Below are 22794 nucleotides of genomic sequence, written 5' to 3'. Positions count from 1 at the left end.
GGGCATCGGGATCGTCCGTTTCCCCCCCTTTGCTTTGCGAAAACGAAGGCTAACCTCCAAGCGTCCATCAAAATTGTCCGGAGCGGGTTGCCAAAACGACGCAGTTTTGGTTCGATCTCGAATAAACCTCGAATAAGTTTTATCGCTGTTTCGTCTCACTTGCGCCGATCGCCGTATGAACGCTTTTCGTCCCGCTCCCGTCCGCTCGGTCGAATCTCCACGCCCTCGCCGTCCCCGCCGCCGCTCTTCATCAAAAGTCCGGGGCGATCGCGTGGCGCTTTGGGAAACGAGCTTAAAACTCGCCGCTGACGTGACGGTGAGCTTCGTTGCCGTCGCTGCATTGGTTCGTCTCGTTCCCAGCCACCTGACCAGTCGCGTCGAACTACAAAAGCTCGAAGCTGAAGTCGAAACGACCGAGCAGCGGGTCGAGGTTTTACAAGCTGAGTTCGGGCGCTACTTCGACCCGCAGCAGACGAAGGTGTTAATGCAAGAGGAAAGCCAACTTGTCGATCCCCATCAGCGACGGGTCGTGTGGACTGAGCCGAGAACTGAGCCGCCTAACCTGTAAAGCCGACGAACAAGACGGCGATCGCCCCGAGTCCGGCTAAAATCGTGAGGACGATTCCGGCGTTGGGGCTTCCTTTCCAAGAGTAATTCTTCTCAGGCATGGTGCTTCCTTCAAATATTTAGCTTCAGCAAAAATGAGAGATTGCTGCTTTCTATTTTAAGAAATTTTACAGAAAGCGCTAATGTGGCGATAAACATCTGCCCGTTTCCCCAACCGCCTAAACTGGGGTGGTACGTCGATCGCACCTCCTACGATGCAGAACGCCGAACACTCGATCGCTCGGTTTTTCCAATTTTCCCACCATCAAACCGATTGGCAAACCGAAACCCTCGCTGGCATTACCACCTTTATGACGATGGGGTATATCCTCGCCGTCAACCCCGACATTCTCTCGAACGGAATTTTTCTCGCGCAACCGGGAGACTTATTCGCTGAAATCGCCATCGCCACCGCCCTCTCTGCGGCCTTCGCCACCCTTTTCATGGGTCTCGTCGCCAAATATCCCTTCGCCCTCGCCCCCGGAATGGGCTTAAACGCCTTTTTCGCCTTCTCCGTCACCTTGGGCATGGGGATCGAGTGGCGCGTGGCGTTGGCGGCCGTCTTTCTCGAAGGGATCGTCTTTATTTTCCTGACTTGGGCGAACTTACGTCGCTGGATTATCGCCGCCATTCCCGGTTGTCTGCGATCGGCAACCGCCACCGGAATCGGCCTGTTTCTGGCCTACATTGCCCTCTCCCGTTCTCCCGAAGCCGGAGGTGCGGGCATCATCGTCGCCGATCCCAACACCCTCACCCGTTTGGGAGATTTCAGCCGACCGGAAACCCTGTTAGCCGTCGTGGGAATTCTCCTGACCGGGGCGTTCGTTGCCCGTCGCGTCACCGGGGCGTTACTGTGGGGAATCCTGGCGACGGCGGTATTGGCGTGGATTTCTGGGGTGACACCCGCCCCGACGCAAGTGTTCGCCTTGCCAGAACTACCGAAGGATTTGTGGGGTCAGGCATTTGTCGGTTTCTCGAGATTGGGAACCGTCAGCGTCGGTCAATTTCTCTCGGTCTTGTTCGCCTTGCTGTTCGTGGATTTATTCGATACCGTAGGAACTCTCGCCGGAGTCAGCCTTCAGGCAGGATATCTCGATCGCCGAGGCGAACTGCCTCGCGCCAACCAAGCGTTTATGGCCGATGCGGTAGGAACCACCGTCGGGGCGATTCTCGGCACGTCCACAGTGACGACGTATATCGAATCGGCCGCTGGAGTCGCCGTCGGCGGACGCACGGGGTTCGCATCGGTGGTGACGGCGGCATTGTTTGCCCTGTCGGTGTTTTTTATTCCGCTGCTGGCCTCGATTCCAGCGTTCGCCACAGCACCGGCGTTGTTAGTCGTGGGAGTGTTGATGACGCAGAACGTGCGATCGATCCGTTGGGACGATCCGGCCGAATCGATTCCGGCGTTTTTGACGATTTTAGTGATGCCCCTGAGTTTTTCGATCGCCGATGGGTTAGCTGTGGGATTTATCAGTTATCCACTCATGAAAGCGTTTCAGGGGAAAGTACGCGAAACCTCCATCGCCAGTTGGGTTTTGGCCGTGGCGTTCTTCTTGAAATTTACCTTCGACGCGACGGAAGCACTTTAGATGTAGCACTTTGGTAATAAACCGTGTTACACTGCGAGGCGTTTCTGTTATCGCCTTACCGAATTATCATGGCTTCGTTTCGGGATATTATTCGATACTTCCGCCCCTACTGGTCGATGGCGACGTGGAGTACGGTCGGAACGGGACTGTTTGAAACGATCGATCTCGCCGTTCCCTACGCCATCGGACAAATTCTCAATGTTCTCTCGGGAGAGCCGATCGATCCCCTCGTCAAACCCTTAACAGTCGCCGTCGCGAACGGGTTCGGCGTCGCCGAGGGAAAAACCGTCGAACTGGCAGTTTTAGTAACAATTATCTTTATTATTGCCGTCGTTCGCGCCCCGATTCAACCCTGGGTCAGCGGTTGGTTTCACTGGGCGATCGCCCTCGAAGCTCGACGCGATAACTCTCGAAAAGTTATCGCCCAAATTCTAAATCTACCACTCGATTTTTACGACGAAAACAATCCCGGTCGGATTGCCGGACGAGTCGCGAAAGGTTTATCCAACCATACTTGGACGTATCCCGAAGTTGCCGGACAGCTCGTCCCTAAGTTAATGCGCGTTCTGGGGATTTTTATCGTCATTTGGCTGATCGAGCCGTGGATTGCGGCGGCGTTCGCTGCCTCGTTTTCGGGAATTCTTCTGTTTAGTTTGCGAGATTTGCGAGCGATCGTTCGTCAAGAAGAAAGGATCGAACGATACATCGAAAATACCGAAAGTCGTACCTCTGAGATTATTACCAACATAAAAACCGTTAAAGCCTTTGCCACTGAAGCGAACGAACTCAAACGACAAAATCAACGACTCGAGCGCGAACACAAAGTCATTATCAACCGCATTCACCGCCAGTACGTCATTCTCGAAACCTGGCAAAAAACTGTTATTCAATCGTCTCTGTTTGGCATTTTAGTATTAACCCTTTGGGGAGCTATTAGCGGTAGTATCTCGCTGGGGCATTTTATTACGACCTTTACCGTCGCGAGCTACGCCTATTCCGAACTCGAACCCATAAGTGTAATTGCTGAAGTGTTCGCACGCCGATATACCTCGATGGTGCGATTTCACGAGTTTATGAAGCGTCCGTCTGGGAAAGACGCCGCCAGTTTAATTCCCGAACTTCCGTCCGACAATCCCTATCGGTTTACGGGGAAACTGGAATTTAATGCGGTGACGTTTGGCTACAACAGCGATCGCCCGGTACTGCAAGCGATCGACTTTCTCGTCGAACCCTACCAAACTGTCGCTCTCGTGGGGCGATCGGGATCGGGAAAATCAACCCTCGTCAAACTACTGTTTCGCTATTTCGAACCCGACAGCGGACGCATTTCGATCGACGGCGAAGATATCCGAACGCTCGATATCGCACGATATCGGCGACGATTGGCGATCGTTCACCAAGAGGTCGATATTTTCAACGGAACTCTCTTAGACAATCTCATCTATGGCAATCCCCAAGCCTCTTGGGAACGCGTTCGATCCGCCTGTGACATTGCCCGTGTGGACGAGTTTATCGACGAGCTTCCGAATGGATACTACACCGTCGTCGGCGAACGGGGTGTACGGCTGTCGGGGGGACAGCGACAACGAATCGGCATCGCACGAGCGTTAATTGTCAATCCCGACGTTCTCGTGTTCGACGAAGCCACTTCCAGCCTCGATTACGAGTCCGAGCGATCGATTCAACTGGCAATGAAATCAATTTTTGGAACTCGCACGACGATCGTCATCGCTCACCGCTTGAGTACCGTTCGCGACGCGGACAAGATTATCGTGTTAGACAACGGACGTATCGCCGAAATTGGCAGTCACGAGGAACTGTTGCGGGGTGAGGGGTTGTACCGTCGCTTGCACGCTTTGTCTGAAGCGGGGGAGTTGGTGAATTGAGTATCGATACGGAATCCGAATCCCAACGCTTCGGCTCTGCTCGCTTCGACTTCGCTCGCTTCGACTTCGCTCGCTTCGACTTCGCTCAGCGTTGAGTCCGAGCGGAGTCGAGGACTCAAATACTGGTTTGGCCCAACCCGACAAGCCCCTCTATCCCCCCAACCATCCCCCCAACCCCCCTTTCAAAGGGGGGCGAAGGGGGGATAGGGGGCTAAGGGGGGATGTGGTGAAGGCTTTTTGAAATCCCGCTTAAAGGATGCTGTATGACAGTTGGGCGATCTCAAAATCCGATTCCCAACCTGTTCGAGATAGCGCGATTTTCGATCGCACTTCTGAAGACACCTCGAATTTTGACAACGTAACAAAATCGTCACTTTTGTTTGTCACATTGAACCCAGTGACAACTGCACTGTACTGCACCGTAATTGACGAGGGCGCACCCGTTGCGCCCCTTCTCCGTTTGAAAGAATTTGGGATACCTTGAGAGAACGCTCTTGTTATCCGACATGAAAATTCTCTTAGTCGAAGACGACGATCGCATCGCTTGTGCTTTGGCCGAAGCCCTCAGCGATCGCCATTACGTGGTCGAAACCGCCGCCGACGGGCGATCGGGTCTCGATTTAGCAGAAGCCTTCGACTACGATCTCATCCTCCTCGATTTAATGCTGCCGGAACTCGACGGAATTACCCTCTGTCGAAAGTTGCGCGATCGCGGCGATCGCACTCCCATTCTCATGCTCACCGCCCGCGACAGCAGCAGCGACAAAGTTATCGGCTTAGATGCGGGGGCAGACGATTACGTCGTCAAACCCTTCGACTTACCGGAACTGCTGGCTCGGATTCGCGCCTTGTTGCGTCGGGGCAGCACTGCCCTCGCACCCCTGTTAACCTGGGAAAAGTTACAACTCGATCCCAGCACCCTACAAGTCCGGTACGGCGAAGTTCCCCTCAACCTAACCCCCAAAGAATACGGGTTAGTCGAACTGTTCCTACGCAATCAAAGGCGCGTTTTAACGCGAGAACTCATTCTCGAACGGCTGTGGTCCTTTGAAGGGGACATTCCCGGCGAAGACACGATTAAAGTTCACATGAGACGTCTGCGTCAAAAACTCCGAGTTGCAGGCGCTCCCAACGATCTCATCGAAACCCTGTACGGCCTTGGCTACCGACTCAACCCCAACCTCGAACCCCCAGTTTAACTCTCAGTTCGATCCTCGGTTTCAATCGATCGGGACGCGCTTGTTGCTGTCCTATTTGGTCGTGATGACTGCCATTTTAGGCATATCCGGCGTTTCGATCTATCACCTGTTAGCACGGCGACTGCACCAACAACTCGACAATCACTTACAACGACTCGCACAAACCTCAGCCCGAACCCTCGGAGTCGTCCGCCACGAATACGAAGAACATCGAGACAAACGTTACGGATACGACAGCAACGATCCCGACTTGCCCGAAAACTTGTCGGAGCTGATGGCAAAGTACCGCCAAGAAGGTATCTTCGACGTGCCGTCCGACTATCCCTTGCCCGACGCGCAAGGGGTCGAGTGGTTTGACGATCGCCGCCAGTTGATGATTCGCGAAGGGAATTTATTTCCCGATTGGGACATTTCTGCCAACGTTCCCGAATATGGATTGACAAAACACAAAAGTTATGTTAAATCGTACGCCATTCCCGTCTACGGAGATCTCAACGGGAAACGTCCGTTAATCGGCTACGTGCGAGCCAGCGAATCGACGGCAATTCTCGAAGCGGAGTTGCGACGGTTGCGTTGGGGCTTGGGAATTGGCGGTCTCGTGGCGCTAGGACTGACGGCCATCGGGGGAACCTGGCTGACGCGGGAGTCTCTCAAACCCGTCGAACGCAGTTTCGATCGCCTCAAACAGTTTACGGCCGATGCCTCCCACGAACTGCGATCGCCTCTCACCGCCATTAAAACCTCCGTGGCAGTGATGCAAAGCCACCCAGAACGCATTCACCCCAACGATATTAAAAAAGTGGCAGCGATCGCCAGTGCGGCCGATCAGATGTCGGAACTGGTCGAAGACTTATTACTGCTGGCGCGGATAGACGATACGTCGATGCCCGAATCGATGGAACTGTTTCCCGTTCCCATCGATGAAATCGTCGAAGATGCCCTCGATCGCGCGGCGATCGCGGCGTCCCAAAAAGAGATCGTACTGCACTATCCCGACGCCAGTATCGAGAACGTCGAAGTCTGCGGCAACAGCGGACACCTGCGGCGACTGTTTGGCAACCTCATCGATAACGCCGTTCAGTACACCCCCGAGGGGGGAACCGTGACTGTATCGATACAGCGTCAAACTGCCTCGGTCGTCGTGAGCGTGGTCGATACCGGCATCGGCATCGCTTCGGAAGACTTGCCTCGAATTTTCGATCGCTTTTGGCGGGCGGACAAAGCGCGATCGCGCCGTCAAGGAGGAACGGGACTCGGACTCTCGATCGCCTGTACCATCGCCCATCGCTACGGGGGGGAAATTACCGTCTCCAGTCAACTCGGCGTCGGAACCCAGTTTCGCATCAAGTTCCCCCTAGCCAGTTCTTATCGCGAGTCCGTTCGCCGCTTTACGACCCCGTAACTTTTCAGTCGTACCGTAAACTGTGACTGATGCCCCCGCGAAACAGTCGTTTTCGCACGACCAGCCCTTCGCATCAGTCTTTTTTATGGGAAAGCGATCGCTCCGGCCGCGAACCGCGAAAAACCGACACGGCCAACTCGTCCCGTGGGAGTTCCTGTCAGTTCGCGAATCCGAAAAATTCGTGACGGCGATTGTGAGAATCGGATATCGTTAAAGTCAAAGGAAGTTGGTGATTGTATTGATGTATCTTCACCAACACCACAACCTTCGATCGTACTGACGGTTGTTGTACGCTGGACTTACAAATTCCTTACATCAGAAAGTGCGGACGAGTTCGTCGTTCGAGCTTAACCCATCAGAGTGTTCTAACTCGCCTTCTACACACAACTACCATCTGTGTTCGACCAATTTTTCGAGCGAGATTCCGATATTCTCGAAACGCGCCTGTACGGGACGAGGTTCAGTGCGTTTCTCAGCGAATTGCTCACCAATAGCGGCCATTTCCTCGTCCTCAACGCCCTTTCTGAAATCGCGTTGATGGGTTGGGAGGATTATTTGTGGCAGGCCGGACACTACATTATTCTGGCCGCCATGTTAGTTCAAGCAGCGTACTTGTCCCGTCCCAAAGCCCATCGCTTTTGGGGAAACCTGATTGGAGCGGGAATGTATACCGTCGTCGAACTTCCCCTAGAAGGACTCGAATTTTTTCGAGAACCCAACCATCTCGTATTGGGGGGGTTCGCCATTACCATCGCCACCTTGCAAGGGGTGCGCTTTCACTGGGCGACTTGGGCAGAACGCTGGATCGTTCCCCTCGAAAGTCTCACGCGTATGGGAATGTTTATCGCCCTGTACGTGGTGTTAAAGCTTAAATCCCAAACCTTACCCATCAAATGGAATAACGTGACAGCTTTTGCTGGCGTGCCACACCATCAGTTTCTCGTCGAAGCCTTGCTGTTTATGGGGTTATTGGTGGGGATGCAAAGCTTACAAGTACTCTTGCAACAGCGCAAACTGCAAGAAACTGCCGCCACCTTACGGAATTTAGCAGAATGGGGCATGGGCGCACACGCAGTCAAAACTGCTGTCGTCGATCCGAAACAGTTAGGATTTCAACGTCGAGAACGAGCGATCGTGTTTATGGACGTGCGTGGCTTTACCCCTTGGTGCGAGGCGATCGCGCCGGACGAAGTGGCCAAAGTTCTAGATCGATACTACCGAGCCGTCGAACCCGCTGCCGCCCGTTTTCAACCGCTACGCATTGCCCTAACTGGGGACGAAGTCATGGCCGTTTACACTACGCCCGAGCAAGCCGTCAACGCAGCGATCGCCATGCAAAACGAAGCCCGATCGCTATTGAAACAGTATCAACTTGGGGCAGGGTGTGCGGTTCACTACGGGACGGCGATCGAAGGTTTGTTCGGCGGCGAAGACGTGCGAACCTATACTGTTATCGGCGACGTGGTCAACACGGCCAAACGTTTAGAAGGTGCGACTCCCGCTCACGAAATTACATTATCCGATACGGTATATCGAGAATTAGATAGCGCGATTTCCGTCGAACCTCGCCCTCCTATCGTCGCGAAGGGTAAAACTGAACCGCTTCAGGCATGGAAACTCGTTGTTTTTAAAGCAGAAATTTCCCGGTAAACTGGCCAAAGACGAGACCCCGCACGTACAGCATTGAGTAGATTTCGAGATAAGGATACGGTGAGGAGGGGACAATGCAGATATCGAAATTCAGTGCCGTTCTGAGCGTTTGTGCGGTGTTAGCTGTTGCAAATCCAGGGCGGACGCAGGAATCCGCCGATCCAACGGTTATCGAACGCTGGAAAACTGTCGAAGGAAACTGGGAAAACCAGTACGAAACCTATTTCAGTAGTAACTTAACCGATCGCGCCGTTTCGGCCGAAGACATGGCCGCCGCCCTCGATCGCCTTTCGACCGAAACCGGGCAAAACTCGGCCGTACTGTACGTTATCCCCCAGGACAGCGAACTCGAACTGATTTTAGTGACGGCGAACGCCCCTCCTCAACGGCGCGTGTTGCCAGATGTCGATCGTGAGACCCTCGTGTCCGCCGTTCGCCAATTTGAAGAGGAAATCGTCAACCCGCGCCGACGACGCAGCGACGACTATCTCGACTTCGCCCGACAACTCCATCGTTGGATCGTCGAACCCGTGCGATCGCACCTCGAACGACAGCAAATCGAAACCCTTATTTTCTGCTTGGGGGGCGGACTGCGAGCGATGCCTTTAGCCGCACTCTACGACGGCGAAAAATTCCTCGTCGAACGGTATAGCCTCGGCCGCATTCCCGGTTTCAACCTCACCGAAGCTCAACCGACCGATTTACGCAACGAGCGGGTTTTGGCGATGGGGGCTTCGCAGTTCGACGACTCGCCTCCTCTTCCCGCAGTGCCCATCGAACTGGCGTCGATCGTGCCGCGACTGTGGCCCGGTGCGGCGTTTCTCAACCGAGATTTCACCCTTGACAACCTGCAACAGCAGCGACAAAACGGCGACTACGCGATCGTTCACCTGGCCACTCACGCCGCCTTCGTTCCCGGCGAACCGAGTCAGTCGTACATTCAATTTTGGCAAGACCGACTGTCGCTCGATCGAATGCCTCAAATTCAATGGCAAACGCCCGCCGTAGAACTGCTGGTTCTCAGCGCCTGTCAGACGGCACGGGGCGATGCTGAGGCGGAAATGGGATTTGCTGGAATTGCCGTGCGATCGGGGATTCCGTCTGTTATCGCGACCTTGTGGCCGGTCAGCGATCGCGGAACCCTAGCCCTCATGTCAGAATTTTACGCTCAGTTGAAAACCGCTCCGACGAAAACCGAAGCGCTGCGACAAGCACAACTGGCGGCGATTCGCGGACAGTTGCGCGTCGAACCTCCCGAAGTAAGTGGACTTCATCCCCCAGGAACCTTGGTATTTTCCGAACTGCCCGAGGAGGGAACCCTTGATTTATCGCATCCTTACTACTGGTCGGCGTTCACCAACATCGGGAATGCCTGGTAGCCCTTCAGTCACCAAGGTGCGTGTTTATCAGTGAAGAGTGCAGAGGGAAGAGTGTAGAGTGGGAATTCCTCTTTAACTCTTCACTCTAGACTCTTAACGCTTCCCTGAAAGAGGCGCACCGCCAAGGTGTAAATTCTTCCCTTCTCCCCCTCTCCCCCTCCCATGAAACTCGACGCCATCTTCGTTCCCCAAGGTGTGGAATATCAAACAGTACGCAGGGCGTTCGATCGCACCCACGCTCTAGCTTTTCCCTTAATCGTGGCGATTCCAGTGGGAATCGACCCCGTGCGACAGTTTTTAAAAACGTGGAAAACGCAGCATCCCCAGGTCTCGCGGGTGTTGGTAATGGGACTGGCTGGCAGTTTGTCACCCCAGTTCGCGCCGGGAAGAGGGACACTTTGTCATGAGTGTGTCACTCCCGATGGAACTCAAGTGACAACAAAGTCGAACTGGGTCGAATCGCTGTCTCTCAACCTACCCGAAGTGCGCGCCTGTAGCGTCGAAACCGCAGTGGTTCGCGTCGAGGAAAAACGACAATTGTACCGAAACACCCAGGCACAAATCGTAGAGATGGAGGGACTGGCGGTGTTCGAGGCATTTTCCGAGGCGGCGATGGTGCGAGTCATTAGCGACGGGAGCGATCGCAACCTCCCGGATTTATCCGACGCCATCGACCCAACCGGACGTTTGAAATCCCTACCGTTAACCTTCACCTTTGTCCGTCAACCTCGAGCTGCCTTTTATCTAATCCGGGGTGCGATCGCGGGGTTAAAAACCTTAAAAAAAATTGCAGAAACGATCGCGCGATCGATGGAGACAAATAGTGAGAAGATTAAGGCGTGAAAGGGTGCAATCGTTACCGACAAAGGGGTTTTACCCCCAGTGACTTCAACCAGTCACGACTGTTTTGCTCCCAATTTTGGCTTGCTGAAATATGACTGCCGATCCGTCGTTCTCTTCAATTTCGGCTCGCGATTTAAGCGATCGCCGCCAACACCTGCGCCGCCAGCGTGGGTGGAAACGACTTCGAGGAAGTTTTCGGTTTTTGGTCGTGTCGGCCTTAGCGGGTGGCGTATTTTGGGGGGTGACGCGACCCGATTGGACGATTCGCAACCCCGATCGCGTGCGGATCGAAGGCAATCAGTGGTTGTCCGACGACGTCGTGCGAGCCGCACTACCGATCGCCTATCCCGAACCCTTACTTCATCTCGATCCCCAAGAGATCGCCGACGTTCTCGAAGCCAGTACCCCGATCGCCGAAGCGATCGTGCGGCGAGAACTGCTACCGCCGCGTTTGGTGGTACGAGTGCGCGAACGGCGTCCCGTGGCTGTGGCGTATCTCGTCGAACCCCACACGGGAACCGCGCGGCCGGGCGATCGCGTGGGATTGCTCGACGCCAGCGGCTTTTGGATGCCCATCGAAAATTACGAAGTCCTCAACCGTCTGACCTTACCCTCGTTGCGGGTATTGGGATCGAGCGATCGCTACCGTAACGACTGGGCGATCGCCTACCGCGCCCTCGAGACAACCCCCGTCGATATTAGCGAACTCGACTGGCGCGACCCCACCAACCTGATTCTGACCACGCGCGAACTGGGAACCGTTCACCTGGGGCCTTTCGACGATCGCTTTTCCGAACGGCTCGAGGCGCTCGATCGCTTGCGAAACTTACCCGAAACCGTCGATCTCAGCCAAATCGCCTACATCGACCTGCGCGATCCTGACGCGCCCCGATTGCAACTGATGCGATCGAACCTCCCTCCCGAAGCCCTCGAATTACCCTCAGAAGAGAACTCAGGCGACTAACCGAAGCGGCGTTTGAGCCGACTTGCCACTTGTTGCTATGATGAGGTATCTTCCGGTCGAGACGGTAGTTTCCCCGTCCGTTTTGTATAGAGCGACTGTTCGCTGTTCGGTCTAAGCAAGTTCCTTGCAAACTGCCGTCAAACTCTCGATCGGGCGAAACGAGCCGTTCGGAATGTTAAACTTCAAACGGACTATCTGACATACGGAAGATCGCACTGAAAAACGGTTGTTTTGCCGTTTCTCGTCAGGGCGAACCGGATTGGTGATGTGTCGAGATCGCGTTCGTTATTCTAGAATTCGATCGCCATCCCATCAGCATCCGGAACGTTTTATTCGATCGCTGACGTTCAGTTGCCAACTCTCGACCCTTCTTGTTCACCGATTTCGCTCGATTCCAATGACCCCTAACAGTCAACTCGCGCTGTCACACTCCAATCCCCCATCAGAAGGTTCGGCAAACTTTCCCGTCGCCGCAGACAATACAAATCCTTTTGGCAACGCGGGGTTGTACGGAGATCGAACGGACAAACGTCGCACCCCCGACGAAGAATCGACCTTCGGAAACATTCTACCGAGCAGTGTGGCGAAGATTAAAGTCATCGGCGTCGGTGGCGGTGGTGGTAACGCCGTCAACCGCATGATCGCCGCAGAAATGTCCAATATTGAATTTTGGGCAGTCAATACCGACGCTCAATCCCTCGTCAGTTCGGCTGCCCCAAGACGCCTGCAAATCGGACAGAAGCTCACGCGCGGTCTGGGAGCAGGCGGCAACCCGGCCATCGGTCAAAAAGCAGCCGAAGAATGTCGCGACGAGCTAATGGCCGCCTTAGAAGGCTCGGATTTAGTCTTTATCACTGCCGGAATGGGGGGCGGAACGGGAACCGGGGCTGCGCCCATCGTCGCGGAAATGGCCAAAGAAGCCGGGGCGTTAACGGTGGGCATCGTCACGCGACCGTTTATGTTTGAGGGACGCCGACGCTCCGAACAGGCCAAACAGGGAATCGAAGCCCTACAAAGCCGCGTCGATACCCTCATCGTCATTCCCAACGACAAACTCCTAGCAGTCATTCCCGAACAGACCCCAGTTCAAGAAGCGTTCCGCTACGCCGATGAAATCCTCCGCCAAGGGGTTCAAGGGATCTCCGATATTATTACGATCCCCGGCTTGGTGAACGTGGACTTTGCCGACATTCGCGCCGTGATGGCCGATGCCGGTTCGGCCATGATGGGAATCGGTCAGGGATCGGGCAAGTCCCGCGCTCGAGAAGCTGCCTCGGCCGCCATTTCCTCGCCGTTGCTGGAAGCCTCGATCGAAGGCGCGAAAGGGGTGGTGTTCAATATCACTGGCGGAACGGACATGACCTTACACGAAGTCACCGCCGCCGCCGAGACGATTTACGAGGTGGTCGATCCCAACGCCAACATTATTTTTGGAGCGGTTCTCGACGATCGCATGCAGGGAGAGGTGAAAATGACGGTGATCGCCACCGGCTTTGCGCCGGACGCCCACGAAACCGTCCCGACGCGCACCGTACAAGCTCCGCAGCGACGGGAGTTCGTGCAACCGCAAACCCCTGCTCCCGCCCCGGAACCTCAGACCCCACAACCCCGTTTCGGCATTCCCGGCGGCTTGGATATTCCCGAATTCTTACAGCGCCGTCGGAATCGGGAATAGGCCGCTTGTAGGTTGGCTTTCTCGGTGAAGTAGGATCGGTTCGTGGAGGGGGAGAGGGGGAGCAAGGGAGAGGGGGAGAAACTGTTACCTGTTAACTGTCCTCACTGTTCGCTGCTCGCTGCTGACTGTTCACTGTAAAAGGGGAGAGGGGGAGAAACTGTTGCCTGTCAACTGTCCTTACTGTTCGCTGCTCGCTGCTGACTGTTCACTGTAAAACATGGAATGCGATCGCGTTCCCGTTGCCCTCACGATCGCCGGATCGGATAGTGGAGGCGGTGCGGGAATTCAAGCCGACTTACGAACCTTTGCCTTTCACTGCGTTCACGGGACGAGCGCTCTGACCTGCGTGACTGCTCAGAATACTCTCGGCGTGAACCGCGTGGATGCTTTACCGGCCGAAGCGGTAACAGCACAAATCGATGCCGTTGTCAAGGATATTGGCGTCGATGCGGCGAAAACCGGGATGTTATTAAACGCTGACATCATGTCGGCAGTTGCCGAGGCGATCGCTCGATCGGGCATAAATCGCCTCGTAGTCGATCCGGTGATGGTGTCGCGAACCGGGGCGCAACTGATCGACGATCGCGCGATCGCGACCCTGATCGATCTCGTGGTTCCCCAAGCCTCGATCCTCACCCCCAACCGCTACGAAGCCCAGATTCTCGCCCAACAGGAGGTTAACAGTCTCGACGACATGAAAACCGCCGCCGAACGCATTCACCGACTCGGCTGTGCGGCAGTTCTCGTTAAAGGTGGGGGAATGGCCGGGGAATTGCGGGGAGTAGACCTGTGGTTTGACGGCGAACAGCTAGAAATCGTACAAACCGAAACCGTCGATACGCCTCACACCCACGGTACTGGCTGCACCCTCTCCGCCGCGATCGCCGCCAATCTCGCCCTCGGCAAACCGCCGTCGATCGCCGTGCGTGACGCCAAAACTTATCTAACCCACGCCTTGCATCACGCCCTAGCGATCGGTGGCGGCCAGGGGCCGGTCGGTCATTTTTTCCCGTTAAAAGAGCCGGAGCGATCGGGAACGTAGCAGAAAACATTTGAGAAAAAAAGCCTTTTGCAGACGGAGAGGTTCGCGGACAATTCGACACAATACCCTTGCAAACAAGACCCTCGCAATAGGCTACAATTTTGGGGTTAGAGCCTCGCCCTGGAAGGGTGACTTGGTTATGATGGAGGATGTGGATTAGGTTGGCTTCACCTAAAAGGATGTTCGAGTTCGTCTGACTCCCCTTCAACGAAGCCAGAGGATTGAAATTTGCGTTAAGTGTGGAGCGCCGGTCGCTACGCACGCGCATTGGGATAGACTCGAAAAAAACTGAGGTGGGACACACCTTAGATTCTTGGCGAGAGGCTAGGCTTTCCACCAGGAAGTGGTTAAACTCCGGCTCCTCTATGACCCAAGAATCATCGCGGCTTGCTGCCCGATGAGTGTCAAAATAGGGATGGCCGGAACGACCGAACCAAACCCAAAGGTTTTGCCAAAACCTCGGTTCGGTAATGTTCGATATATCTATTGATAGCTGTGTAAAGTTGGAAATTGGCTTCGTGAAGTTCGTCAAAGCCCCGACGTTCTGAAGCTCGTTACAGCAGCGACGGCGACGTTAACTGAACTGAAAAAGATGTCAAAATAGAAATATGGCACGCATCGACATCCTCGGGGTCGACCACACCTACGACTTGAGCGATCCCGTTCCCAACAGTTCAGTATTAGTTTTCGTTCATGGTTGGCTGCTCAGCCGTCAGTACTGGCAACCGCTCGTCCAGCGGTTATCAAAAACCTATCAGTGTTTGTGTTACGACCTGCGCGGGTTTGGGGAATCTCAACCCAACGGCGATCGCCTGCTACAAGTCCGCGATCGCTATACCCCCGCCGCCTACGCCAAAGACTTAGAAATCTTGCTCGATCGCCTAAATTTATCTAACGTTTGGCTGGTGGGACATTCCCTCGGCGGAACCGTTGCCCTGTGGATGGCGTACCAATTTCCCCAGCGAGTGCGGGGAGTCGTCTGTCTCAACTCCGGCGGCGGCATTTACCTAAAAGAAGAGTTCGAGCGATTTCGCACCGCTGGCGTACAAATCGTGCGCTGGCGTCCCGTTTGGTTGGCGCAGTTTCCCTTCATCGACTGGCTGTTCGCGCGAGCTGCTGTCGCCCAACCCCTCGATCGCACCTGGGGACGACAGCGAGTCCTCGATTTCGTATGCGCCCATCCCGAAGCCGCACGAGGAGCGTTATTGGACTCGACGACAGAAGACGAAGTTCACCGTTTGCCGCAAATTGTCTCGCAACTGCAACAGCCCGTGTATTTCATCGCCGGAGCGAAAGACAGAATTATGGAACCGAAATACGTGCGCCATCTGGCAAGTTTCCATCATTTATTCGACTGTTGCGGCGACAACACCATCGAAGTCGAAAACTGCGGCCATCTCTCGATGGTGGAACAACCCGATTTAGTCGCATCTCGTTTGAGCGCTATCGTGCGCCAGTATGAGATGAGGGAATGAGGAGGCTTTTTACAGTCACCAGTCACCAGTCACCAGTCACCAGTCACCAGTCGGTAGGGTGCGTCAGACTTGAAAACTGAAGAAGCCAACGGGAAATCACCCTCATCTGACGCACCGCCGAGGTGTAAATTCTCTAAAGGTGTCCCCTTCTCCCCCTCTCCCCTTCTCCCCTTCTCCCCTTCTCCCCCTCTCCATATTTCCGGACGAGCTAGACGGTATCTGTAAAAAGGGAATAGCACCCTGAAAGACTGGTTACGCCTATGGGTACGCCCACCGCTTTTCTCGCTCTCGCTGCACTAGCGTCGCCGGAAGCCTCGCTCGACGCGTTGATGATGCCGGATGTCGCGACGCCACAACCGATCGCGTCCCAACCTGATGTCGAGGTTGCTATGGTTGCCGCTTCCCCGTCGGTCAGTGCGCCCGAAACGCTGTCTGGCTCGTTGTCGGGGTCGTCTTTGGCGACGGTTTCTGCTCGTTCGTTCGATCGCTACATTACGGTCTATCAGGCACTGTTGATGAGTTTGGCCTTGTCTCCCATCGGCGCGATCGCTGTCTTTGGGGTATTGCGCCGTCGCGTGGTGCAGCGTCTGGTGACGGAAGTACGCCACAAACTCAAACAGTTGGGGGATTTGGAAGGAAAACTCGCAACATCGAGCCAACGAGCCGAACGATTGCTCGATGCGTTAGAACGACAGGTGGAAGACGCCAGTGAAGACGCTCGGGGTCAGGTGGAATCGCTACGGCGGGATTTAGAGGTACAAATCGACGAAATTTACCAGGTGGAGCGGGTTCGCGAGGAATGCTTGCATCAGTTGCAGGCGGCGGTGTTGGAAACGCATCAGATTAAAGACCGCACGATCGCCGAAATTGCCAAGATTACACCGCAGGCGATTTTAGAATCGATTAAGCCGGAACTGCGTCAAAAGGTACGAGCGGTAACACAGCGGTTGGAGGCACTTCAGAAAAACTCGCCACAACAAAAGACCTCGCCACAACAAAAGACCTCGGCCGAGGTCTCGCCGAACAGCATCGATCGCGCGTTGCGCCAAGCCGAAAAGACCAAACGTCAGAATCCCGAAACGGCGATCTCGCTATACGAGCGGTTGTTGGAGGTCAAACCCGATACAGTCGAGGCTTGGCTGGGGTACGCCGAGGCGTTGGGAAAAGTTCAGCGACATTCCGATGCGATCGTGGCTGTCGAACGGGCGATCGCGTTGAATTCCAGCAACGCCGACGCGTGGTATCGTCGCGGCAACTTGCTCTATCGCCTGCGCCGGTATGCCGACGCCGTTACGAGTTTCGATAATGCCATCGAACGCCAGAGCGATCGCGCTGATTCCTGGTTCGGACGGGGGAATGCGTTAGGGCGGTTACAGCGACATTCCGAGGCGATCGCCAGTTACGATCGCGCGTTGCAACTGGCACCGAAAAAATACGAAGCTTGGTACAACCGCGCTAATGCGTTGGGGAAAATCCAACGTTACGATGACGCCCTGAAGAGTTATCAAAAAGCGTTACAGCTCCAACCGAAAAGCCAAGAAATTTGGCATAATTTCGGCGCGATCCTCAGCAAAATTCAGCGATATGACGAAGCGATCGCCGCGTATCAAAGAGCCGCAGAACTCGATCCGTCGAAATTTGAATCTTGGTACAATCTCGGCAACGTTCTTAGCAAAGTCGAACGCTACGAAGACGCACTTCACGCTTACGAACAGGCTACAAAAATCAATTCAAATCGCTATGAAGTATGGTATAATCGCGGTGCGATACTTGTAAAATTACAATGGTATAAAGCTGCCGTTACGTCTTACGAACGAGTCACACAACTCCAACCCTCGAATCCCGAAGCTTGGTACAATCGAGGCGTTTTACTCGAGAAGTTACAGCATTACGACGGTGCATTAGAATCTTACGACACTGCGATCGAAATTCAGCCAGATTATTACGAAGCCTGGTACGGAAGCGGTAGTGTTTTAGAAAAACTACGGCGTTACGAAGAAGCGCTGACGGCATACGAACGTGCGATTAAACTCAAACCCGAGCAGTACGAGGCGTGGTACAGTCGAGGACAGCTTTTATCGATTTTAAACCAACACCAAGAAGCGATGGCAAGTCTTGGAAAAGCCTTCCAGATTCAACATAGCCTTCTCCATCCGAGTGCTATGTAGCGACAATTTAAACTTTATAGAAAACCACTGAATTCTCACAATCCTTGTAGGGTGGGCAATGCTCACCCTACGATTCTTAGCATTGGCGTTGGACTAGCATATTATCTGTTAAAAATCAATCTCTTAATTATTTTATTTTATTTTATGACGACGACTGAAACTCACAATAATCGATTTAATTACGTAAAATTACGCAATTAAATCAATTCAAAATACCCTTGATTTCACCTCTTCTCAGTTGCGTTTTCAACCAACAGCACCTTGAAATCGTCTGTCTCAAAAAATATTTCAAACTTTCCGGAACCCCGACCCGAGCCTCGAAAAGCAATAACAGGAAAGTGTGTTCGTATCGTATCGAGATTTTTGGGAACATTCACGAGGTTTTAGAAGTCAAAAATATTGAAGCTGCCGATCGAACCAAACGCCCTCTTTCTAAGTTTCAACGAGCTTTTTACTTTTCCTATATTTCTTGAGAACTATTGCATTTCCAAATGCGATCGAACCCAGGAGTTCAAAAATATAGGAAGAATTTCCACGGGTGTTTCTACCAGAAACCATGCCTAAACCTGTGGAGGAATCATGGCGAACATTACAGGAACCCTAGTTCCGGATCTAATTATTCCGGGCGGCAACATTCAAGGAGAACTCTTACCCGACTTATCGGGCGATGACATTATCGACTCTCGCGACGGTGACGACGCCGTTGCAGCTGACGCGGGGAACGACAGTGTCGTCGGCGGTCTCGGAGACGACCAACTCTTCGGGAACGCAGGAAACGACACCATGCGCGGCGATGCCGGACTCGACTCGCTGTACGGCGGACGAGACGACGACTTACTCTACGGAGACGACGGCAACGACCTCGTCTTCGCCGACCTCGGCAATGATACCGGCTACGGCGGTGCTGGGGACGATCTCATGACCGGAAACAAAGGCGAAGATGCCTTGTACGGCGGCGACGGTAACGACAGCATTTTCGGCGGACAAGACAACGACAGCATCTTTGGAGAAGCCGGGGACGACTTGCTCCTCGGCGACCTCGGTGCCGACACCCTCGAAGGGGGTGCGGGGAACGATATCTTCGTGATGTCGCGACGAGACGCAACCCTGACGACGGGCGGTCCGACGGTTGACGATGCCGACCTCATTAAAGACTTTGTCAAAGGCGAAGACAAATTTATGTTGGACGGTCTGCAATTTACAGACCTCAACATTCAAGTGGACGCAGACGGCAACTCGACGATTCAAGACAGCCAGACGAGCCAGTTCCTCGCCAAAGTCGAAGGCGTCTCCGACCTCGACGTGACGGACTTCACGGGAGTCACCACTGACCCCGGGCCGCAAGGGGCGTTCCAATTCAGCCAAGCCGCCTATACGGGGGTCGAAGGTACCGATGCTGCAAACCCTGGAAAGGCTCTGATTACCGTTACCCGCACCGACGGTTCTCAAGATCCCGTTTCCGTGGGGTACAAAGTCACGCCGGGGGTCACCAACCCCGCTCTGGCGGGAGGAATCGACTTCTTCGAGACGACCGACGGGTTGTTGACCTTCGCCGCTGGCGAAACCGAAAAAACCTTTGAAGTCTTGCTTCCGGCCGACCCCGGTACGACCAACGTTGCTGACGATGGAAAAACCGTGTCGCTGACGCTGTTTAACCCCACGAACGGGGCAGTTCTGGGCAGTCAATCGGCGGCGGTTCTCACCATCGGCGATTCGGCCGGTAGTGGTGGAGCCGTCGGAGGTGCTGAGTACGAATTCGTTCTCGACTCGGTTGCTGGTGCTTCGACCAACGTTTACGGGGTTGCCGAATCAGACGGTGGAACCGCACTGGGAACCTTCACCACGCCGATTACCATCAAGCGCAGTATCACGGTAGGCGAAGATACCATTAACTTCAATGCGTTCGACGCCACCGCCACGAGTCCAGACGACTTCCTGCGTATCGACAACCAAACGGTTACGTTTGCTGACGGCCAACAGTTCGCTACGGTGGACGTTACTATCGTCAACGACGGCACGGCCGTCCCCGAACTCGCCGATATTGAAAACGCCAGCTTGACGCTGCAAAACGGATCGGGTCAAGTTCTCGATTCTGCCAACTTGCTTATCAACAACCAAGCGGCTGTTGCAACGGGTGCAGGCTTCTCGTTCGGAACCAGTGACTTTGCAGTTGGCTCTGGCGGAGTCTCCACTGGATCGACTTTTGCTAGTACTAATATCGATCCCTCAACTGGTGATGTCCGTTTTGCTGTTGATGTTTTCCGTAGTGATGTCTCTGCAGCCGAAAGTGTTAACTTCACAGTTCAGGCAGCAGCCGGTAGCGGAGCAACCCCTGATACAACTCTCCCATCGTTTGACGGAACTAGTGCTGGTGTAGATTTCCTTGCTTTTTCAGGTCAAATCGATTTCGCTGTTGGTGAAGCTTCCAAAACAATCAACGTCCCGGTTGGTTTTGATGGCGTGGGAAGTGAGTTTATGCAAATCGTTCTCGATCCTACAGCTACCCTCGGTAGCTTCCCGACGGCAGACGTGGACATCATCTAGGTACGTCAAGGTATAAAACCCACATCGCTCGATTGAGTCACACCTCTTAAGAGATTTCTATCTGCTGCAACACCCCATCTCGGGGTGTTTTTTGTTCCAGACCCCCGGTATCTTCGAGATACCGGGGGTCTCGCCGACACCGATCGCATTCAAGCTATCTTAAAATCAGACCCTCTACTGTCTTCAACCCCCGTGACTCGAAGCCTGGCGATCGCCAACACCATCACCTCTGTTCGAGATGTCGAAACTCGCTTTAGCTTGCGCGAGAACGACAACCTCGGCTTTTTCCCAGAGTGGCACGAAAATTTACCGGAATTGACCCAAAGCGATCGCCAAACCCTCGATCGCATCCGAACCAGCTATCTCTACAACAGCGCAGCAGGAAATTTAACCGAAGCGACGGTTAACCTGCTACTGGTTTCGCCATTGCTGTATCTCGCGGGATTTTGCGATCCGCCGTTTCGCCTGCAAGCGGAGGCGGCGGTGGAAATCTCCGTCACGGAACGCGACGAAGTGTATCGAGGTCGAATCGATATTCTCGTGTTGCAAAATCGGTTTTGGTTGGCGGTGGTAGAGTCTAAACAGACGCGGTTTTCGATTTCGACGGCAATTCCACAAACCTTGGCGTATATGGCGGGAAATCCAGAGAGCGATCGCTCGGTGTTCGGACTGGTGACGAACGGCGACCACTTCGTTTTTCTCAAAGCAGTTCGACAACCGACGCCAGAATACGGTCTTTCCACGGATTTTTCGATTTACGCGAAGCCGGAAAACCAACTGTACGATGTTTTGCCGGTTCTCAAGCACATTGCTGGGGTGGTTGCCGCAGAGGGCGATCGCTAACACGGTAGTGCTGCACTCTAATGATGCTGTTCAGCCAAAATCCTTGCCACCGAAGGATTTAAGAATCCAAATCGCACTTACTCCTCATCACTACCCACGGTAGAATTGACGCAGACGTCCGAGGAGAACTCGCCATGACCGTCGTAGTAGACACCCGACAATTGAGTTTTAAAGAATATTGCCAACTCGACGATTCGGATCGACGCTACGAATTAGTCAACGGGGAGTTGCGTTTGATGAATCCGCCTACGATGCGGCATTTTTTTATTGCGAAGTTTTTAGAACGAGCGTTCGACGCTGAAATTCAACGCCTACAGCAACCCTGGACGTGCGTTCGAGGGGCAGGAGTTCGGACGGGACTCGCCAAATCGCGCCTGTCAGACTTGATGGTGGTGTCTCTAGACGCCGCAATGGAACTCTTGGATCGCTCGGCCGTGTTTCAAACTGCACCGTTCCTGGCCGTCGAGATCGTCAGTCCCAGTTCGTCCGTGGACGACTACCGCTACAAACGCTCTGAGTACGGCGCGATCGAAATTCCCGAATATTGGATCGTAGACGGACGCGATCGCAAGGTGAGGGTGCTGCACTTAGACGAAGGGTTTTACGAGGAAAGGATATGCGCCGACGACGAGGCGATCGCATCAAAACTGTTTCCCGAGTTGAACGTGACGGCAACTCAAATATTCGCGATCGGCGGACAATAGTTCAGACAATCTTGTGGCGATTGACGTTCTCCCCCGCCTGAAAGGCAGGGGGATTCATCGTTCTATGAGTTTCCATTAGCTGACAGGATCTCTCCAACCAACCCAGAGGGAATCTCTCCCGATGCGTGAATTCGGGTGCGCCCCACCCTACTCAAGCCCAATTTGAGGATGTTTATCGCTGCGTTCGTATCTCGATCGGCGACGAAGCCACAATGGGGACAAATATGGGTTCTCGTTGATAGAGACTTCTGCACCTTTTTCCCACAACTCGAACAGTTTTGACTCGTGTTGTGAGGCGGTACGGCAATCGCTATTTTCCCGTATTTGTCGGCAAAGTATTCCAGCCACCGACGAAACAACGTCCATCCGGCATCGCTAATCGATTTCGCTAGATGGCGATTTTTGACTAGACCCGAAACATTTAAGTCTTCGTAGGCCACCAAATCGTTAGATTGGATTAGACGGAGTGCCACTCTTTTGACAAACTCTTCTCGCTGCCGACTTACTCTTAAATGCTTGCGGGCATATCGCTGTCTAGCTTTTTGATAGTTTTGCGACTGGGGTTGTCCTTTACGAAACTTCTTAGATTTTTGACGGTTGAGCCGATTGAGTCGCTTTTCAGCTTTCCGATAAAATTGAGGAATAGGCTCAGTATTTCCTTGACTGTCTGCCAGAAAATACTTCAAACCCACATCAATACCTACCGCTTTTTGAGAAGGGGTTAAAGGTTTGGAGACCGTCAGTCTCGGATCGAGCTTAATGCAGAACTGAACGTAAAAGCCATCGGCTCTTTTGAGAATTCTGACTCGCTTAATCTGTTCG

The 22794-nt window shown here is 53.9% G+C and carries 17 protein-coding genes; 16 read left to right on the top strand and 1 reads right to left on the bottom strand.

The features are described from left to right. Positions 1-175 precede the first annotated feature (175 nt). The 16 genes from POG22_RS19465 to POG22_RS19390 all read left to right on the top strand — a co-directional run bounded on the left by POG22_RS19465 (position 176) and on the right by POG22_RS19390 (position 21972). Complete coding sequence (locus tag POG22_RS19465; protein ID WP_017661251.1) at positions 176-568, top strand: slr1601 family putative cell division protein; 393 nt, start codon at positions 176-178, stop codon at positions 566-568. 253 nt (positions 569-821) lie between these two features. Further along, positions 822-2198, top strand: a complete 1377-nt coding sequence (locus POG22_RS19460) for an NCS2 family permease (protein WP_017662850.1) — start codon at positions 822-824, stop codon at positions 2196-2198. Positions 2199-2266: 68 nt separating this feature from the next. After that, the gene (locus POG22_RS19455; protein WP_498906865.1) at positions 2267-4084 is read left to right on the top strand and encodes an ABC transporter ATP-binding protein; all 1818 of its coding nucleotides are present in this window, start codon (positions 2267-2269) and stop codon (positions 4082-4084) included. Positions 4085-4590: 506 nt separating this feature from the next. Next, the gene (locus tag POG22_RS19450) at positions 4591-5283 is read left to right on the top strand and encodes a response regulator transcription factor (protein WP_017662853.1); all 693 of its coding nucleotides are present in this window, start codon (positions 4591-4593) and stop codon (positions 5281-5283) included. After that, on the top strand, positions 5243-6685 hold the full coding sequence (locus POG22_RS19445; protein WP_498906864.1) for a sensor histidine kinase: 1443 nt from the start codon (positions 5243-5245) through the stop codon (positions 6683-6685). The genes POG22_RS19450 and POG22_RS19445 overlap by 41 nt, the downstream gene beginning before the upstream one ends. Positions 6686-7081: 396 nt before the next feature. Then, a complete protein-coding gene (locus POG22_RS19440) occupies positions 7082-8335 on the top strand; it encodes an adenylate/guanylate cyclase domain-containing protein (RefSeq protein ID WP_498906863.1) in 1254 nt (417 codons plus the stop codon). Between the two features lie 74 nt (positions 8336-8409). Continuing rightward, a complete protein-coding gene (locus POG22_RS19435; protein WP_498906862.1) occupies positions 8410-9714 on the top strand; it encodes a CHAT domain-containing protein in 1305 nt (434 codons plus the stop codon). 162 nt (positions 9715-9876) lie between these two features. Continuing rightward, positions 9877-10557: a nucleoside phosphorylase-I family protein gene (locus tag POG22_RS19430; RefSeq protein WP_498906861.1), complete on the top strand. Its 681-nt coding sequence runs from the start codon at positions 9877-9879 to the stop codon at positions 10555-10557. 91 nt (positions 10558-10648) lie between these two features. Next, positions 10649-11521 carry a cell division protein FtsQ/DivIB gene (locus POG22_RS19425; RefSeq protein WP_498906860.1) on the top strand — a complete coding sequence of 291 codons (873 nt, stop codon included), beginning with the start codon at positions 10649-10651 and terminating at the stop codon, positions 11519-11521. 397 nt (positions 11522-11918) lie between these two features. Beyond that, positions 11919-13196 (top strand): cell division protein FtsZ, encoded by a 1278-nt coding sequence (gene ftsZ / locus POG22_RS19420; protein WP_026097750.1) that lies wholly within the window; start codon positions 11919-11921, stop codon positions 13194-13196. Between the two features lie 217 nt (positions 13197-13413). Then, positions 13414-14238: a hydroxymethylpyrimidine/phosphomethylpyrimidine kinase gene (thiD, locus tag POG22_RS19415; RefSeq protein ID WP_498906859.1), complete on the top strand. Its 825-nt coding sequence runs from the start codon at positions 13414-13416 to the stop codon at positions 14236-14238. Between the two features lie 608 nt (positions 14239-14846). After that, positions 14847-15713 (top strand): alpha/beta fold hydrolase, encoded by an 867-nt coding sequence (locus POG22_RS19410; RefSeq protein WP_498906858.1) that lies wholly within the window; start codon positions 14847-14849, stop codon positions 15711-15713. A gap of 260 nt (positions 15714-15973) precedes the next feature. Then, a complete protein-coding gene (locus POG22_RS19405; RefSeq protein ID WP_498906857.1) occupies positions 15974-17881 on the top strand; it encodes a tetratricopeptide repeat protein in 1908 nt (635 codons plus the stop codon). A 579-nt stretch (positions 17882-18460) separates the two neighbouring features. Further along, positions 18461-20425 carry a Calx-beta domain-containing protein gene (locus POG22_RS19400; protein WP_498906856.1) on the top strand — a complete coding sequence of 655 codons (1965 nt, stop codon included), beginning with the start codon at positions 18461-18463 and terminating at the stop codon, positions 20423-20425. Between the two features lie 84 nt (positions 20426-20509). Continuing rightward, positions 20510-21268 (top strand): type I restriction endonuclease, encoded by a 759-nt coding sequence (locus POG22_RS19395; protein WP_498906855.1) that lies wholly within the window; start codon positions 20510-20512, stop codon positions 21266-21268. 134 nt (positions 21269-21402) lie between these two features. Then, positions 21403-21972 carry a Uma2 family endonuclease gene (locus tag POG22_RS19390; protein WP_498906854.1) on the top strand — a complete coding sequence of 190 codons (570 nt, stop codon included), beginning with the start codon at positions 21403-21405 and terminating at the stop codon, positions 21970-21972. A 62-nt stretch (positions 21973-22034) separates the two neighbouring features. On the opposite strand, the gene POG22_RS19385 is transcribed toward POG22_RS19390, so the two are convergent. Further along, positions 22035-22794: RNA-guided endonuclease InsQ/TnpB family protein (locus tag POG22_RS19385; protein WP_498906853.1), on the bottom strand; the 760-nt coding region annotated here is incomplete at its 5' end.

The sequence above is a fragment of the Geitlerinema sp. CS-897 genome (assembly GCF_028368005.1).
GTDB classification, from domain to species: Bacteria; Cyanobacteriota; Cyanobacteriia; order Cyanobacteriales; family Geitlerinemataceae; genus Baaleninema; species Baaleninema simplex.
The sequence above is the reverse complement of the archived record's forward strand: the minus strand, read 5'-3'. Positions and strand labels throughout refer to the sequence as shown.

Excerpts from the sequence above, each read along its gene's own strand:
- POG22_RS19425 (WP_498906860.1), top strand. The coding sequence starts at position 10,649 with ATGACTGCCGATCCGTCGTTCTCTTCAATTTCGGCTCGCGATTTAAGC.
- POG22_RS19390 (WP_498906854.1), top strand. The coding sequence starts at position 21,403 with ATGACCGTCGTAGTAGACACCCGACAATTGAGTTTTAAAGAATATTGC.
- POG22_RS19405 (WP_498906857.1), top strand. The coding sequence starts at position 15,974 with ATGGGTACGCCCACCGCTTTTCTCGCTCTCGCTGCACTAGCGTCGCCG.
- POG22_RS19450 (WP_017662853.1), top strand. The coding sequence starts at position 4,591 with ATGAAAATTCTCTTAGTCGAAGACGACGATCGCATCGCTTGTGCTTTG.
- ftsZ (WP_026097750.1), top strand. The coding sequence starts at position 11,919 with ATGACCCCTAACAGTCAACTCGCGCTGTCACACTCCAATCCCCCATCA.
- thiD (WP_498906859.1), top strand. The coding sequence starts at position 13,414 with ATGGAATGCGATCGCGTTCCCGTTGCCCTCACGATCGCCGGATCGGAT.
- POG22_RS19430 (WP_498906861.1), top strand. The coding sequence starts at position 9,877 with ATGAAACTCGACGCCATCTTCGTTCCCCAAGGTGTGGAATATCAAACA.
- POG22_RS19460 (WP_017662850.1), top strand. The coding sequence starts at position 822 with ATGCAGAACGCCGAACACTCGATCGCTCGGTTTTTCCAATTTTCCCAC.
- POG22_RS19435 (WP_498906862.1), top strand. The coding sequence starts at position 8,410 with ATGCAGATATCGAAATTCAGTGCCGTTCTGAGCGTTTGTGCGGTGTTA.
- POG22_RS19400 (WP_498906856.1), top strand. The coding sequence starts at position 18,461 with ATGGCGAACATTACAGGAACCCTAGTTCCGGATCTAATTATTCCGGGC.
- POG22_RS19455 (WP_498906865.1), top strand. The coding sequence starts at position 2,267 with ATGGCTTCGTTTCGGGATATTATTCGATACTTCCGCCCCTACTGGTCG.
- POG22_RS19465 (WP_017661251.1), top strand. The coding sequence starts at position 176 with ATGAACGCTTTTCGTCCCGCTCCCGTCCGCTCGGTCGAATCTCCACGC.
- POG22_RS19410 (WP_498906858.1), top strand. The coding sequence starts at position 14,847 with ATGGCACGCATCGACATCCTCGGGGTCGACCACACCTACGACTTGAGC.